The organism is Rhizobium sp. T1470, from assembly GCF_042140505.1.
Classification (GTDB): domain Bacteria; phylum Pseudomonadota; class Alphaproteobacteria; order Rhizobiales; family Rhizobiaceae; genus Rhizobium; species Rhizobium favelukesii.
Genome location: NZ_CP148092.1, coordinates 902,046 through 917,337 on the forward strand (window position 1 = coordinate 902,046; position 15,292 = coordinate 917,337).

Annotated in this window: 12 protein-coding genes; 6 read left to right on the forward strand and 6 right to left on the reverse strand. The window is 58.0% G+C overall.

Going from position 1 to position 15,292, the window contains the following annotated elements:
• Window positions 1–27: 27 nt before the first annotated feature.
• Both WGT02_RS25555 and WGT02_RS25560 read right to left on the reverse strand, forming a co-directional pair.
• Complete coding sequence (locus WGT02_RS25555; RefSeq protein ID WP_225040210.1) at window positions 28–891, reverse strand: family 16 glycosylhydrolase; 864 nt, start codon at window positions 889–891, stop codon at window positions 28–30.
• Window positions 892–990: 99 nt separating this feature from the next.
• Window positions 991–2,136: a glycosyltransferase gene (locus WGT02_RS25560; RefSeq protein WP_208247312.1), complete on the reverse strand. Its 1,146-nt coding sequence runs from the start codon at window positions 2,134–2,136 to the stop codon at window positions 991–993.
• Between the two features lie 287 nt (window positions 2,137–2,423).
• Here WGT02_RS25560 and WGT02_RS25565 point away from each other — a divergent pair, with 287 nt between their 5' ends.
• Together WGT02_RS25565 and WGT02_RS25570 are read left to right on the forward strand one after the other, a co-directional pair.
• Window positions 2,424–3,965, forward strand: a complete 1,542-nt coding sequence (locus WGT02_RS25565) for a GMC oxidoreductase (protein ID WP_231052093.1) — start codon at window positions 2,424–2,426, stop codon at window positions 3,963–3,965.
• Complete coding sequence (locus tag WGT02_RS25570; RefSeq protein ID WP_024315089.1) at window positions 3,955–4,968, forward strand: NAD(P)-dependent oxidoreductase; 1,014 nt, start codon at window positions 3,955–3,957, stop codon at window positions 4,966–4,968. Before WGT02_RS25565 ends, WGT02_RS25570 begins: the two co-directional genes overlap by 11 nt.
• Here WGT02_RS25570 and WGT02_RS25575 read toward each other — a convergent pair.
• The 3 genes from WGT02_RS25575 to WGT02_RS25585 form a co-directional block, all read right to left on the reverse strand.
• Window positions 4,965–5,252 carry a hypothetical protein gene (locus WGT02_RS25575; protein WP_024315090.1) on the reverse strand — a complete coding sequence of 96 codons (288 nt, stop codon included), beginning with the start codon at window positions 5,250–5,252 and terminating at the stop codon, window positions 4,965–4,967. The two genes, WGT02_RS25570 and WGT02_RS25575, sit on opposite strands and share 4 nt — an antisense overlap.
• A gap of 84 nt (window positions 5,253–5,336) precedes the next feature.
• Window positions 5,337–6,599 carry a polysaccharide biosynthesis/export family protein gene (locus tag WGT02_RS25580; protein ID WP_225040123.1) on the reverse strand — a complete coding sequence of 421 codons (1,263 nt, stop codon included), beginning with the start codon at window positions 6,597–6,599 and terminating at the stop codon, window positions 5,337–5,339.
• A gap of 153 nt (window positions 6,600–6,752) precedes the next feature.
• On the reverse strand, window positions 6,753–7,823 hold the full coding sequence (locus WGT02_RS25585; RefSeq protein WP_037070674.1) for a glycosyltransferase: 1,071 nt from the start codon (window positions 7,821–7,823) through the stop codon (window positions 6,753–6,755).
• Between the two features lie 326 nt (window positions 7,824–8,149).
• On the opposite strand from WGT02_RS25585, the gene WGT02_RS25590 reads away from it, so the two are divergent.
• The 4 genes from WGT02_RS25590 to WGT02_RS25605 all read left to right on the forward strand — a co-directional run bounded on the left by WGT02_RS25590 (window position 8,150) and on the right by WGT02_RS25605 (window position 13,774).
• The gene (locus WGT02_RS25590; protein WP_208247316.1) at window positions 8,150–8,863 is read left to right on the forward strand and encodes a sugar transferase; all 714 of its coding nucleotides are present in this window, start codon (window positions 8,150–8,152) and stop codon (window positions 8,861–8,863) included.
• Window positions 8,864–9,054: 191 nt separating this feature from the next.
• Window positions 9,055–11,073 (forward strand): glycosyltransferase, encoded by a 2,019-nt coding sequence (locus WGT02_RS25595; RefSeq protein ID WP_208247318.1) that lies wholly within the window; start codon window positions 9,055–9,057, stop codon window positions 11,071–11,073.
• A 5-nt stretch (window positions 11,074–11,078) separates the two neighbouring features.
• Window positions 11,079–12,743 (forward strand): Wzz/FepE/Etk N-terminal domain-containing protein, encoded by a 1,665-nt coding sequence (locus tag WGT02_RS25600; protein ID WP_040680953.1) that lies wholly within the window; start codon window positions 11,079–11,081, stop codon window positions 12,741–12,743.
• Window positions 12,740–13,774 carry a glycosyltransferase family 2 protein gene (locus WGT02_RS25605; protein WP_051166661.1) on the forward strand — a complete coding sequence of 345 codons (1,035 nt, stop codon included), beginning with the start codon at window positions 12,740–12,742 and terminating at the stop codon, window positions 13,772–13,774. The genes WGT02_RS25600 and WGT02_RS25605 overlap by 4 nt, the downstream gene beginning before the upstream one ends.
• Before the next feature lie 12 nt (window positions 13,775–13,786).
• On the opposite strand, the gene WGT02_RS25610 is transcribed toward WGT02_RS25605, so the two are convergent.
• A complete protein-coding gene (locus WGT02_RS25610; RefSeq protein ID WP_208247320.1) occupies window positions 13,787–15,226 on the reverse strand; it encodes an oligosaccharide flippase family protein in 1,440 nt (479 codons plus the stop codon).
• Window positions 15,227–15,292 lie beyond the last annotated feature (66 nt).

The window sequence follows — 15,292 nt, forward strand, 5'->3', positions numbered from 1 at the left end:
CGGTGCAATTGAGCGGTGTGCCGGCCGTTATTGATAGGCCTGGAAGTAATCAACCCGCATCTCGGTGAGCAATTGATCTGGCTTTAAGTCTTGCGGGTAGGGAACGTCGCTGCGAAGAGCCAGCGTCAGAAGCGGCCAGAATACGTCGCCGTCGACGTCGAGCTCAGCTGAACGGTGAATCGGCCAATTGGCGGGCAAACCCGTGCGCGTGTCGATGACCGGCTTTCTCTCGAAATACGGCACGCACTTTGTTTCGTCGACAAGTATCCCATACCGGCAATAGCCTTGCGTCATATCGACGTCTGTCGTCACGCCTGTACCCTCATGATGCTGTCCGGGGTCACCCCACTCGTGCAAATAGGCGCCGTAGACAGTGGGTTCCCACCCCTTGTGCTCCACAACATCCAGTTCGATGCTGGTCTTTGGCGCCAGAATACTGTGGCCGTTCATGAGCCAGAAAGCCGGCCATGTCAGCGGATGCCTGGGAAACAGCATCCTTGCCTCGAAGTAGCCCGTGCGCCATCCCTTATTGACGACGCCGTCCCTGCGGCCGGTCTGGAGGTTGCCCGATATCCATTGGAATTCGCTGAGCAGGTTGCCGTAGTAATTAGGAACCGACATGCTCCTGCCGATGTATTTGGCCGATATTTGCAGCGCCTTGCCGTCCGTCGCCTGTGGATCGTCGACGATTGCGTATGGGTTAAAACCTTCCTCGCCGTCTTTGCGCGAAAATGCCGAACGGCCGTAAAAGCCGGGGTCATGGGTTGTTGCCTTCGGGCCTGCGTTCCAGATCGACCAGTCGATCGTGTTGAAATTATCGTCGAAGACGAGCTTTTTGCCATCCGTCGGATCCGTCGTCATCGCGCGCGCGGATCGATACTGCAGGCCCATGCTGATGCCAAAGAGAACAGTGGACGCCTTGACGAAGTGTCGTCGGGACAAGCTCGATTCCTGCATCTGAAACCTCATCGCTTGGGAGTTCATTGCGCACTAGCGTGCTGCCGCGCGCAGCGCATTGGCGTGGATGTCCACGACGTTTTCGATACTGAAGCGGTCGATAAACGCTTGCCGGAAGCGTGCGCTTGCCCTTTCTGCATCGAGATGATCACAATAATAGACCATCGCGTCGACAAGCGCCTTGCCACCATCGGCTGCCACCAAGCGTCCAAGGCGCTCATCGGTCAGAATATCGCTGGGCCCGAAGTCGCAATCTGTGGCAATGACGGGTAGGCCGAAACGCAATGCCTCGCAAATCACAAGTGACCAGCCTTCCCAGCGTGACGTGGACACATATATGTCGCTTGTCGTCAGGGCTGGTTGAGGGTTGTCCGGATGGTGCTCAATGGTCACGACCTCGTTAAGACCAAGCCGTCGGATCGCTTGCCGCAATTCTGGTTCGTTTGCGCCATGTCCGACTATTTTGAGCCTGACGTTCTTGCGAACCTTATAAAGTTCGGCAAAGGCATGGAGCAGGATGTCCTGGCCCTTTTGGTGAGAAAACCGACCGACATTCACAAAGGTCACATGACCACCTTCCCCGCGAGCGACGTCATTGTCGATGCCTTCGAATTTGCGAACCGGATTTGGAACCCAATAAAGCGGAGTAGGGCCGGAAAACATTGACTTGAAAGATTCGAGCTGTCGCGGCGACGTCCCGAATACGCAAGAGGCGCGCCGCAGAAAAAAAGCCTTCATGAGAAAGAACAGGACGCGCGCTTTCATGTGGCTGCGTTCGCGTCGCGGATTGCCATGCAGGTGAACGGCAAAATTACGCCTCAGGCCGATACATGAGGCCATCGCAATCACGGCAGGCTCGATCTGTGGCACCACGACAAGGCTGTAATCCTTGCTCCTGATGACGTCCCTAAATGTTTGCATCAGCTCCAGTCGACTGCGCGGACGTCGATCGATGACATTGTACATGCGCGTCGCCGGTCGGTTCTTGTGGCTCGTCGTATAGAGCACGTCGACCTCGAAATCGTTGCCATATCTTTCAGTGAGATTGCTGCAGATCGTATCCACGACGCGCTCAATTCCCGCAAAGGAATGCGTGCCAGGCTGGATGTAGAGAATCTTGCGGCGGGCGTCGGGCAGAACAGCTTCACTCTGTCTCAACGCGTCAGCTGCTACTTCCATCTTTCTACGTCCTCTTGAACCGATCGATTTGCGTAGTTATGGTACAGGAAAGTTATGTCAGAAAATGCTTAGGAAACGCCCTTGATCGAGCCGCTGTCATTTGACTGTCGGAACGAAGAAATATTGTTGGCTTGCCGGAATACTTATTCATTGCAGTGCAAAATGCAACAATAAAGGTGCGCAGTACAATGGCTATTATTGATTTGCAGTCGGCGGGCGGGGAAACTGTACTTCCCTTTCTTAAATGTGATTTGTGCATTGTCGGGTCTGGTCCGGCAGGAAGCACAATGGCACAGGAGCTTTCCAATTCGGGCCTGAAGGTCGTTCTTCTGGAAAGCGGCGGACTGGAACGTCAGTCCGACATTGACGCCCTTGATGACATTGAGAATGTCGGGCGGCCGCGCGCAAAAGACCAGTGGTCGGTTCGCAACCGCATCCTCGGTGGAAGTTCGCACACGTGGGGCGGGCGATGCGCCGGCTTCGATGCGATTGATTTCGAGGAGCGCGCGTGGGTGCCTTTCTCGGGTTGGCCGATCGGAATGCCGGAAATCATCCCCTATCTCGATCGAAGTGCCGACCACCTTGGCCTCGCCGTCGGAAGCGGTTTCAGCGATCAGCGGTTCTGGGATATTGCAAACAAAAAGCCACCTGGAACGGACGTCGACCCACAATTTCTACTGCCGTTTTTCTGGCAGTTCAGCCGGGACGATGCTGAATCTTATCCATTCGAATATATGCGCTTTGGGCGTCATCTACCGGCACGTCTCGGCGCAAGCATTACCCTCGTGACGGGTGCGACCGTGCAGCGCATCGTGGCGAACGAAGCGGCGTCGGCTGTGCGCGGCCTCGAATTTTCGACGCTTGACGGGCGCAAGCACATGCTGGCCGCCGCAGCGATTGCGCTTTGTGCCGGTGGTATCGAGAATGCCCGCATCCTCCTGAATTCGAAGAAAGGCGCTCGTGCCGCTCTCGGCAATGATCGCGACCAGGTCGGGCGCTATCTTATGGATCATTTGCGCGGATCAACGGCATTTTTCAAGCTGGCCGGCTCCGAAGCCGTGCAGCGCCGTTTTGGTCGTTACAATGTCAAGGGTCGTTTCTTCCGTGCCGGCCTGAGGCTCAGCCCCGACATCCAGAGACGGGAAGCGCTGCTTAACTGCGCCGCATGGCTTGGCGAGGACATCGCGCCAGATGATCCCTGGGACGCTTTGAGACGCTTTGCCGGCCGCTCACCGCGATTGCCGCGCGACGCCATCAGCCTGATCGTCAATAGCGGGCTGATCATTCGTGGAGCAAGGGACTACTTCGGGGCTCGAAATGGTGTTCCGCGCAAGTTGGAGAACCTGACGCTGGAGTGCATGTGCGAGCAGGTCCCGGATGCAGACAGTCGCGTCACGCTGTCTGATCGGCGCGATCGCCTTGGCATGAGGCTGCCAAAGGTTGACTGGCGCAGCCATCCCGATGAGGCCCGTACGCTGCATCGGATGGCCGAACTCGTGGCAGCCGAATTGGCCAGGTTAGGGTTACCGGAACCAACGCTGGCTGAGTGGGTGCGTGACAGGGCCGAAATCCCTCCAAGCTTTGTCGATGTCGCCCACCCGACGGGTACGACGCGTATGTCGTCCGATCCCGGCAAAGGTGTCGTCGACGCCAATTGTGAGGTTCATGGCGTAAGAGGACTTTTCGTTTCCGGCAGTTCTGTCTTCCCGACAGCAGGTCATTGCAATCCGACGCAAATGATTGTCGCGATGGCCGTTCGACTGGCTGATCATTTGAAGGCGAGGATGACAAGATCGGTGCCAGCTAAGGTGACCGCCAATGCCGGCTAATACAGTTCTCGTGACCGGTGCCACGGGCCGCATAGGGCGGATTGTGGCGGCCGATTTGCTCGAGCGCGGCTATCGTGTCCGGGCGACCACGTCGCGCCCACGAGCCATTGACGAGGGCAAAGGGGTGGACTGGCGAAAGGTCGACTTTCTCGGAAATCCTAACTACGACGACCTCGTCGCTGGCTGCGACGCCATCATTCACCTTGCAGCTGAACTCGGCAAGAAGGACCGAATGAAGCAGGTCAACGTTCAGGCGACACGAGCCCTGGCCGCTGCTGCGGAGCGGGCGAATGTTGCCGTATTCTGCTACGCGAGTTCGGTGTCGGTCTACGGTAGTGGCCGCTCAGTCAACGTAGACGAGGAATCCGAAGTTCTGACGCCTGATCGAGACGTACGATCCGAGTATTGGGCACTTGACTATGTGCGCGAGTATGGACGCACCAAGCTTGCCGGCGAATTGGCACTGCGCGACGTGGCTAAAAAGGTTCGTTATGTGATCCTTCGTCCAGCCGTCGTGGTCGATATTTCCCAGATGATCAGTGTGCGTGACTGGAACCCGGTAAAACGCATGCTTGCTGCTCACCGCCATGCCCATCACATCTATGTCGGCGACGTCTCCGATGCGTTGATCTGGTTCGTGTGTCGCGGCATTGCAGGGCAGTCACAACCCGGCAGCGTCAGCGTTTACAATCTGGCGGAAGACGACTATCCGGCACCCCGCCACGTTGACTTCATGCGCAAAGCCTTCGCAGTCACCGGCGATCAACGCTTTCGCACAGTCGCCTTTCCCTGGATTGCGGATTGGCTGCACGACTTCCTGAGGTTTCGAACGCTTCCATTGAGAAGCCCGCTCTGGCGAATGCGGTTCTCGAACGAAAGGCTCAAGGCCGCGGGCTATCGGTTTCGGTTTGGAATGGCAAAAGCCGAAGAGCTTGCGCTGGGGCAGCTGCGCCTAGAAGCGCACCATCGCCCGCAGCAGGGACTGGGTGAAGAGCCTGCTTAATCGGCAGAATACTTGGATTGAACTTTGCGCGACGTACGCTCATTGTTCGCGCGCCGGGCATAGAGGAAATAAAGGACACCGTGAGTAAAGAGATAGCCAGCCTCAAGGACAGCGGCAAAGATCAATCCCCATCCAATCGAGTGCAGAAAAGTGCTCCCCGTGGAATAGCTGGCGATGACACAGGCAATCATCACGGCAACAACGACAAGGGTGAAAACGAGAATTGGCATGCGCAGGGCGCAGATCGCACCGATCACAAAAGAAACAAGAAGCGCCCACGCCATATGGTTGCTCCGACCTCCATCCCATACCCCGGCACCTATCATCGGATATATGCGCGGCGGACGCAAGTCTGAATTGAGGCCGCCTTATTCGCCGGCACGCGCGACGCGACGACGACCAGCTCCCGGGGCAGCCTCTTCGTTGCTGCCAACGCTCGCGGCGGGGGACGTTTGCTCTCGCCGTTCGACGCGTATGACGTCGCCGGGTGACACAGGGTCGTTGTCGCTGACAATAAGATTTTCCACGCTGCCGTCGATGACGCGGTTGATCGTCGTTATAAAGCCATAGCTTTCCTTGTCTTCCTCCAGAGCAGCCATCGCGGAAGGGGCTCGCACCTCCAGGTTTCTCAAAAGATCGCGCTCGGTCGCGATTTTTTCGGCATTGGAAGCAAAACGATCACGCAATTGGGCGGCTTCGGTGAGCGCATCGATCCGATAGCGGTTGCGTACATCGCCGATATCCTGATCGACCTTGGTCATGTCCTGTTGTGTCTTCAAAATGGCGAGCGAGACGTCGAGGTTGCGGCTTTCGAGTTCGGCGAGGTTCTGATTGGCCCCCAGTTGGCGAGCCGATACGGTCAGCCCTTGCTGTACCAGCTTGTTGACGGATCCAACATCCTTGTTGGCGAGCTCAATCTGCTTTGCGAGCGAGGCGGACTTCGCTTTCAAAGCATCGATCTGGTTGACCGCAAGCAATTTCGCCCGATTGAGCGCATCGATCTCGGTCTCCATCGAACGGGCGCGCATCTCGAAGAGCGCCTGCTCGTCTTTCATCATCTTGGCAATTCTGGGCTGCCCTAGCTCAGAGGTCAGTTCCGAAGGAAAGGTGACGTCTGTGGCATTCGCGAGAATTGCGTCGACGCGCGCCTGGCGCGCAATGAGTTCAAGGCGCTCTGCCTGCAGCGCCCGCAGATCGCCGCGTCCAGCCAAGGCTTGGCGTTGTAATCCTATCACGTTCGCATCGACCGGTCCGATGCCGCCGGCCATGCTGAGCGCCTGCTCGACAGTCAATCCCGGGCTGAAGTTGTACTTCCCGGGAGTGGCGACCATGCCTGTGACAAAAAACGGCCGATAAGACGCGATTTCCACCGCGGCGTTGGGACGCTTCTGTAGCCCAACTTGATTTTGGAGCCTCTCGCCGATCATCGCGGAAACCTGTTCCAGTGTCTTGCCCGCCGCCGGAACGTTGCCGATGATCGGAAGCGACAGATTTCCAGCCGCCGAGATAGAAAAATCGCCTGTGAGCGGCACCCATTCGAACGCTGTTCCAGTGCTTGGTCGCCATTCGAAAACGCGTATCTTCAATATGTCCTGAGGGCCGAGGATGTAGTCGTCAGCCATTACCGCCATTGCCGTGTTCGTGCAAAAGATCAGGCATGCCGCTGCCGCCCAGCGAACAAATGGTCTGAACACCCACAGACATTCGTCAAACCATCTCGGGCATCGGTGTCGCATGCTTCTACTCCGTGACGCAGTCATTAAATTCCTCGTGCGTTTCAGCCGTTAGGCGGGAAGCGCAAGCTCGGTGCCGGTGGCCCGCTCGACGAAGGTGCGGAAGCGGCTGATGAAGACATCGCGGCGAAAGTCTGCAGCGCGCGACACGGCATCTGCGGGATTGAGATCCAATCGCTCGATCCGCTCCACCGCATCAATCAGTTCTTCCACCGTCTGATTTGCGAAGAAGACGCCTGTTTTGTTGGCAACGACGGTTTCGGTCGCGCCTCCACGCCCAAATGCAATAACCGGTCGGCCGCTGGCCATCGCTTCGACCGGGACAATCCCGAAATCCTCCTCACCGGGAAATACCAGTGCTTTGCAACGCGCATAGTGATGCTTGAGAACGTCGAACGGCTGCGAACCTAAGATCGTCACGGTTGGACCTGCGATCCGCCGAAGCCGCTCGAGCATTTCGCCACCGCCGATGACGACGAGCTTGGCTTTCAGGCGGTTGAAGGCCTCCACTGTCAAATCCGGTCTCTTGTAGCTGACGAGTTCGCCGACCATCAGGTAATAGTCGCCGACCTCGGAGCGCGAAACCGGAGCAAAGGCAGCCGTATCGACTGGTGGATGGATGACCGAAGCATCACGGCGATAATAGCGCCTGATGCGCTGGGCAACAGTTGCCGAGTTCGCGACAAAATCATCGACGCGATTGGCCGTTGCGACATCCCAGGTCCTGAGATAGTGCGCCAGAGGCGGCATCATCAGGCGTGTCATGAGGCCGGAACTGTCATAATATCGGTTGTACATGTTCCAGATGTAGCGCATCGGCGAATGGCAGTAGCAGACGTGGAGCGCCGGGGAGGTCGGGATGATGCCTTTTGCCGGTCCAGACTCGCTGCTGATCACAAGATCGTAGGCGCCAAGATCGATCTGCTCGAGTGCCATTGGCATCAGCGGCAAATACTTCTTGTACATTTTTCTGGCGTAAGGCAGTGCGCCAATAAAGGTGGTCTGGATCTTATGGGCCTTCAGCTTGTCCGAAATCGCCGAGAGATCACACACATGCGTATATATGTCGGCATCCGGGAAGATGTCGCATAGCGCTTCGAGAACCTTCTCGCCGCCACGCATTCCCACCAGCCAGTAATGTATGATTGCAACTCGCACGCCACGCTCCACGACTTGACACAATCGGTATTGCTGCAGGCGGTATTACTGCAGGGCGCAAAAGCGGAGGCAGTTCGTCCTAAGTGTTTCTATGTAATCTTAAATGGGTCGTATTGTGGAACTAGACAGTATTTTTGTCCGAAATGCTGTCGTTTGGCCGCCTCGCACCGTTATATAGTGCAATGCAATAAATTTATTGTCAATTCGTTTAATAGTTGTTAACGTCCTTATGCATGCCGGTTCGGCATTTCTGCATGCCCGAGACCTATTCTTTAATGGGGAGTACGCACATGCGTGACATTGATCTCGGTCGAGGTTTCGACAGGTTCAGCAAGACGCGCCAGCATAATCGCGGGGCGGGCTCGCGGAAGACTGATGCGGTGAAGAACGGTGCTTCCGCCGTATGCAAGTACGCCATCGATGCCAGCTTTGCCGCTATTGGACTGCTTGTGTTATCGCCAATGATCGTGATGGTCATCGCCATCTTGCTTGTATTGCAGGGTCGGCCGATTTTCATCGCGCATCGGCGGATCGGCAAGAATGGTGTGATGTTTCCTTGCCTGAAGTTCCGGACAATGGTCAGGAACGCGGATGAGGTGCTGGCGCACCATCTCGCGAGCAATCCGCATTTTAAGGAAGAGTGGAACACCGCTCGCAAGCTCAGGAACGATCCGCGCATCACGCCCTTCGGTGCCTTGCTTCGCAAGAGTAGCATCGACGAAATACCACAGCTGCTGAATGTGGTTCAGGGGCGGATGAGCCTCGTTGGTCCACGCCCGATCGTCGCAAGCGAAGCTGAGCTCTATGGCGTCCACTTTGCCGACTACATCAGGGTTCGCCCGGGTCTGACAGGCCTGTGGCAGGTCAGCGGTCGCAGCGACACCAGTTACCGTGAACGGGTGCAACTTGATGTCCGCTACGTCCGGGAAAAGACGATCGGCGGAGATCTGGCGATCATGATGAAGACCATCCCGGCCGTTTTGCGCTCGCGCGGCAGCTACTGAGGCCTCAAGGCGCGGCGGCGTCCGCGCCCTTGTTACTTTCAATTTCTTTCAACGTGCTTCGATAGCCCGAGCGCGGTGGTGTATTGTTTCTCCGTGCTTCCTGGGCAGCCCCTTGCCCAGATGCAGGTTCTAACGTTGGAGTTGCTGGTGCGATACCCTCATCAACGTCTTCCTTGGCCCGGTGTGTTGCGATGAGCGATGCCGCGACAGTGACCAACGGCCGCTTCCTTGCACAGACAATGACCGGCGTGCAGCGCTATGCTCGCAACGTCCTTTATGCTCTCGACGAGTCTGCCGCATCCATCGAAACGAGCGTCCTGGCGCCGAGGAGCGCGAAGGATCCGGAATTTTCACGGTTGGCCGTTGTCAGGGCAGGCCGCGGGACGGGGCACGCTTGGGAGCAGTTTGAGCTGCCTTATTATGCCAGGGGGCGACGGCTGCTGAACCTGTGCAATACAGCCCCGGCCATCATACGCGACCAAATTGTCTGTATCCATGATGCTAATATTTTCGCGACGCCAGGCAGCTACAGCCCCACATTTCGGGCCGTCTATCATAATCTTCAGCCGATTCTGGCCCGCCGCTCAGCTCGCATCGCAACCGTATCGCAGGCGGCGGCGCGTCAGATCGCCCGCCATTTGCCGGTTTCGCTCAAAGATATTGCCATCTTGCCCAACGGCCATGAGCATGCGCTGCGGTGGAACCCGGCTCTTTCGACTGCGGCACCGGCCCTGGTCGTCTCTCGCAACGCGCAACGCCCTTTCGTCCTCGCTCTTGGATCTCGGGCCCGCCACAAAAATCTTGCCTTGCTGATCAATGTCGCCCCGCGGCTGGATGAGCTCGGCATCGATATCATCATTGCCGGCGGTGGCGATGGCATCTTCGCGCCGGAAGCCCTGCAAGACCGACCCAATGTATACTTTGCCGGCAGGGTATCGGACGATGATCTTGCCTATTTCCTCGACCATGCCATCTGTCTGGCGTTTCCCTCGCTGACGGAGGGGTTTGGCCTTCCAATCGTTGAGGCGATGGCGCGAGGATGCCCCGTCGTATCATCCAATTGCGCAAGCATGCCGGAGGTCTGCGGCGATGCCGCACTCCTGGCCACGCCGTTTGAGCCCGACGAGTGGGTTCATCAGATTCACGCGATTGCACAATCGAAAGACCTTCGCGACGATCTCGTGGGGCGCGGGCGCCAAGAGGTGAAAAGATTTTCCTGGAGGCAAACCGCAAGCGGATATCTGGACCTTTTGAAATCGCCCGGCGCAGATCTGCCAACCTACGCGCCGGCGCGGCCATCGACACCGAAGGTCGCCGTCATATTTGCCACGCGCGGCCGACCTGATATCGTCTCGGCCACGGTGCGTCATTTCGTGGCGACGCAAAGCCTGAAACCGGCGGCTGTCATTGTGTCATGCGTCGAGCTCGCTGACGCCGGGGATCTTGGCTCGCTTTGCGGCGTCACGGTGGTGACCGGCCCGGCAGGGCTTGCTGCCCAGCGCAATACCGGCCTGGCCAGCCTTGAACCAGACATTGAGATCGTGGCGTTCTTCGACGATGATTTCGTCGCCGACGCAAACTGGTTGGCTTCGGCGGCGCGGGTTTTCCGCGATGAGAGCCAGGTGGTCGGGTTCACGGGCCACGTCGTTGCCGATGGCATCAAGGGACCAGGGATTGGTTTTGACGAGGCGGTCCGTCTCGTCGCGGCGGCCGGACGGCAGACACCTCGGTGGACGGAGCCTTACAGTCCTTACGGCTGCAATATGGCATTCCGCGTTTCAGCCATCAAAGAGATACGTTTCGATGAGCGGCTTGTTCTCTACGGCTGGCTTGAAGATCGCGATTTTTCGGCGACCGTTGCAAAGGGCGGCGGCCGTCTCATCAAGTGGTCGCTTGCATACGGTGCGCATATGGGCGCCAAGAATGGCAGGGTCAGCGGCGAGCGGCTTGGCTACTCGCAGGTTGTCAATCCACTCTACATGATGCGCAAGGGCACGATGACCCTTGTCAATGTCGCCGACCATATTTTGCGCAACACGGCAAGCAACTTCGGCCGAGCCGTCTGGCCGGAGCCCTTCATCGACCGGAAGGGACGCGTCAAGGGCAACCTTTTGGCGATCGCAGACATATTGCGGGGGCGACTGGAGCCGGAACGGGCGGCCGCTATCTTACCAAGAAAATCAATCAGACTGCGCGGACGGAGGCATTAGGCCCAATGATGTTTAACAACCCGCGGCCCCTGGATCCTACAGCTCGGCTCTTGCGGCTCAACGAGGTTCAACCCGAGGGTCCCGAAGATGGCCCAATCGCCCTGCTTCGCGCCCTCATTGCCCTTGGCTATCGCTACAAGATACCCCTGCTGGCCTGTACGCTTGCCGGCTTGTTGTTGGCCGGTCTTTATGCGCGCTCGCTGCCGCCGACATACAATGCCACGGCAACCTTCCTGCTTGAGCCGCGCCAATCGGCAGCTTCCGGCCAGGAGTGGGGGGCGCAGCAGAGCTTGGATATCACGCGTGCGGACAGCGAGTTGCAAACCATCAAATCAGAGCGGCTGCTTTCAGCGGTGTTCGAAAGCCTCAACTTGAAGGACACGCCGGAACTTGGACCGCGCCCGCCCGGCCCATTCGACCCGATTATGTCGTTTGTTCGGACGCTATTTCGCCCCGCCGATGGACTGGAGACGGGCAAGGTGTCGCGAGGGTCGGGCGAAGCCGCAGATCTTGCAAACGATGCCGAACGCGCCGCCTTCATAAATTTCGCACAACGCCTCGATGTGCGGCGCGTTGGCCAATCCTTCGTCATTGAAATCGGTTACTCTGCCGCAGACCCGACTCTGCCGGCGCGTGTCGCCAATGGCGTGGTGTCAGGCTACTTGTTTCAGGCCGTGTCCTTCAAGGAGCAAACGGCGCGGGCGGGGACGGATGCACTGCAGGGGCGTCTGGATGCCCTTGCCTTGCAGGTCGACGCAGCTCGGGAGGGTATGCACGCAGGAGCCCTGCCAGCGATCCCCATACCAGACGCGGACGCCCGAGTGATTGGTGCAGCCCTTCCACCGTTAAGCCCTTCAGGTCCGCGCAAATCCCTGATTCTAGCGCTTGGCGGCGTACTGGGACTGTTCGGCGGCCTGGGTCTCATCGCGGTCAATCTCGCGCTTGACCGGAGGGTGCGCGATGCCAAAGATCTCTCGCGTGATACAGGCACACTTTGCCTCGGTTCGGTGCCGGATGTTCCAGGCGCCAATGCGATACCATGGCGCGTCGACACCCCGCGGCAACAACGCTTTGTTGCAGCGATTCACGACCTTCGCACCTCGATCGAGATTGCCTGTACAAGCCTTCGCAACGATCGAAGCATTGCGGTCGCGGTTGTGTCTTGGACGCCGGGAACCGGTGTAAGCACACTTTCCACCGCTCTTGCCCAGTTGATGAGCCGCAGTGGCCGGAGCGTCACGCTCTTCCAGGCGGCGGCAACGCGCGACGTTCCAGTCGCACTGGACGGTTCAGTCCCGCCAACGACATCGCTGGCCGGTGCGGCATTCGCCAATATCTTGTTCAGTCAGCTTTCCTTCGATCAAGTCGGTGGGGTTTCGGTGCTGCCGATCCACTCGAAGGACACCAACGCAAACCTTTTTGCCGATTTCCGTGATGCGAGAGTTCAGCAAATCATCGATGCTGCGCGCCAAAGGGGCGACGTGGTCCTCGATCTACCACCCCTTGAGGGTTCAATGGATGCTCTGGCTCTGGCAAGCTTTGCTGACGCCGTGATTGTCTTGGCGTTGGCCGGCGAGACGACGATCGATGAAATAGGAGACTGCATTCGGCTCCTGCGCCGGGCAGGCGCCAACGTGGTGGGGACAGTCATCAACAAGGCGCGTTCATGACCGAGCCTTTCATTACGGACGTAGCCGTGGCGGTGCCGCGGCTTGCCGTGATCATCACCTGCTGGAACTACGCAGAATACGTGTCGCTCGCAATCAGGAGCGTCCTTGATCAGAGGTGTAACGACTGTGAATTGATCGTTGTCGACGACGGATCGACCGACACCTCCTGGAGTGTGATTCAAAAACACGATGTGCGCGCATACAGGATCGAAAACAGTGGTCAACGGGCGGCCTGTCTTTATGGTCTGAGCAAGACGCGGGCACCGTTTGTCCTTTTTCTTGACGCCGACGACGAGTTGCAGCCTGGTTCTCTGGCCATCATCCTTGAAAAACTCGACGATCGGGTCGCAAAGCTGCAATTTCCCCTGGTGCGCATCGATCGCAATGGCGCAGTCATTGGACAGCCGGTTCCCAAATTGGCCGCCTTTCGCGACCGCCACGTACTCGCTTCACGCGTTTTGAAAACAGGGACCTACGCTTCCCCGCCAACATCGGGAAATGTCTTTCGCCGCGACGCCTGCCGTTTCCTTAACGAGGCCGACTATGACAACGCCGTTGATGGCGTCATTCTCTTTGTCGTGCCTTTCCTTGGCGACGTTGTCAGCCTGTCGGAAGCACTCGGCCGTTACAGGGTTCACGACCGAAACGATTCGGGCCTCGGCCGCCCCCTTGACGCGAAATTGCTGCGGCGCGAGCTGACGCGTTTTATGGCCCGAATGGATCACCTGCGACGAATTCTGGAGCCTATGGCGCAGGCGGAAAATCTTGCCCGGGCCGAAGACACGCATTTCTATCTCGAGCGATCGTTCTATTTGGCTGTCGCAGAGGGCCGATCCGTTCCGATCGGAAACCTGGTTCGCCTGCTCCTCCGTGTCTGGGAAAACGACGGATCCATCAAAACCAGGGCCGCGCTTGTCGCCTTCTTGGTTCTGACGGCGATCCTGCCCGTTCGGCGCGCCCAGCAGGGGCTTTCGTACCGGCTGAATACCAACCAGCGTTCGATGACCGGCCTCATACGCTCGCTGCTTTGAGGTTGCGCGATCTCAGCTCCTGTCGACGAGCTCAAGGTGCCCGCGTCCGGCAATCAATCTGATGCCGAGAAGGAGCAATGTTCCGGTGTAGGCAGCCGCGCCCATCGTCGCCACGAACGCCAGTTCTACCACGGGATGTAACTGCTGTGCGGCGAGGCCCTCGCGAAGAAACAGCACCGAGATCGCCATCACGGCTGATGCAAATGCGACTTTCCAAAGGTTGCCCAATTGCTCCCCGATGCCAAGGGCAAGAAGGCTTCGCGTCTCGCCCAGATAGAACGCGAACATCAACGACGACAGTACGATCCTGGCAACGCTCACACCCATTATCGAGTCGAGGTAAAATCCGAGCGGAAGCAGCATCAGCCTGATGCCAAGGTCGACCGCGTTGAGGCGGAAAGTGATGACTGGTCGGTCGAGCGCGAGACTTACGGAATAGAGCGTCTGGAAATAGGGTATCGGCACAACCGAAAGGGCAAGCAGGCTCAGGATTGGAGCCGCCTCGCTCCATTTTTGCCCGAGCAAAAGCACGGTCGCGAGGTCGGCAGTCAAGGACATGCCGATGCAGACCGGTACAGAGATCAGCATGGCAAACCGAGCAGCCTTGAGAAAGGCGAACTTGGTTCGTACGCGGTCATGACTGATCTGCGAAAAGGCTGCCATCACTGGCTGCAAGGCCGGCCCTATGATGCTTTGCGTTGGAATAACGGATACGTCGCTGGCAACGGCGTAGCGTCCGAGCGTTGAGCGGTCTGCAAGCGATCCGATCAAAAACCGATCAAATTGCCAGTTGAGTGCCGAGATCAGCTGCGCGGAGCTGAACCAGCCGATAAAGCCGGCAAAGTCCGTCAACCGGGATAAAGACAGGGCAGGTCGATAGGGGGCGAGCACGTAGGAGACGATGCTGGACGCGGCCGAAGCGATCACGAAATTGGCAACGATCGCCCAATAAGCACCGCCCGAAAGGACAATGAGCGTGGCGATGATGCTCGCGATTAGCTTGCCGGAAAACTCCAGGATGAACGTCTGCCGGAAGCCGAGTTCGCGCGCGAATTGAACCATTGCGGGGCTCACAAGCCCTCTGGAGATCGGACCAAGCGCAAGAACGGCAACGAGTGGCAGGAGCATCGCCTCGTGATTAAAGAATGCAAACGGCCAGGCGGCTGCGAGAACGATGACAGCAATGAGAGCGCTTCTGATCAGTCCGACGGTAAACGCAGTATCCAGATGGCTCTTGTCGATAGCGGGCAGCCGTACAAGCGCCTGTGTTACCGGAATTTCCAGCACCGTATTGACGATGACGACGAGAGAGGTTGCAAGCGCCGCCAGGCCGAAATCCGCCGGTGAGAGTATTCTCGCGAGAACGAGCAGCGTGAAGAAGTCGATGATGCGCCCAACAAAGCGCGAGAAGACAAGCCACCCGGCTCCTTGTATAGCCTTAAATGCCAGCATTACACACTCCAACACCTCGGCCCTGATGCGGCGAGAAGGCAGCTCCGCGTCAAAGCCCGACTAACC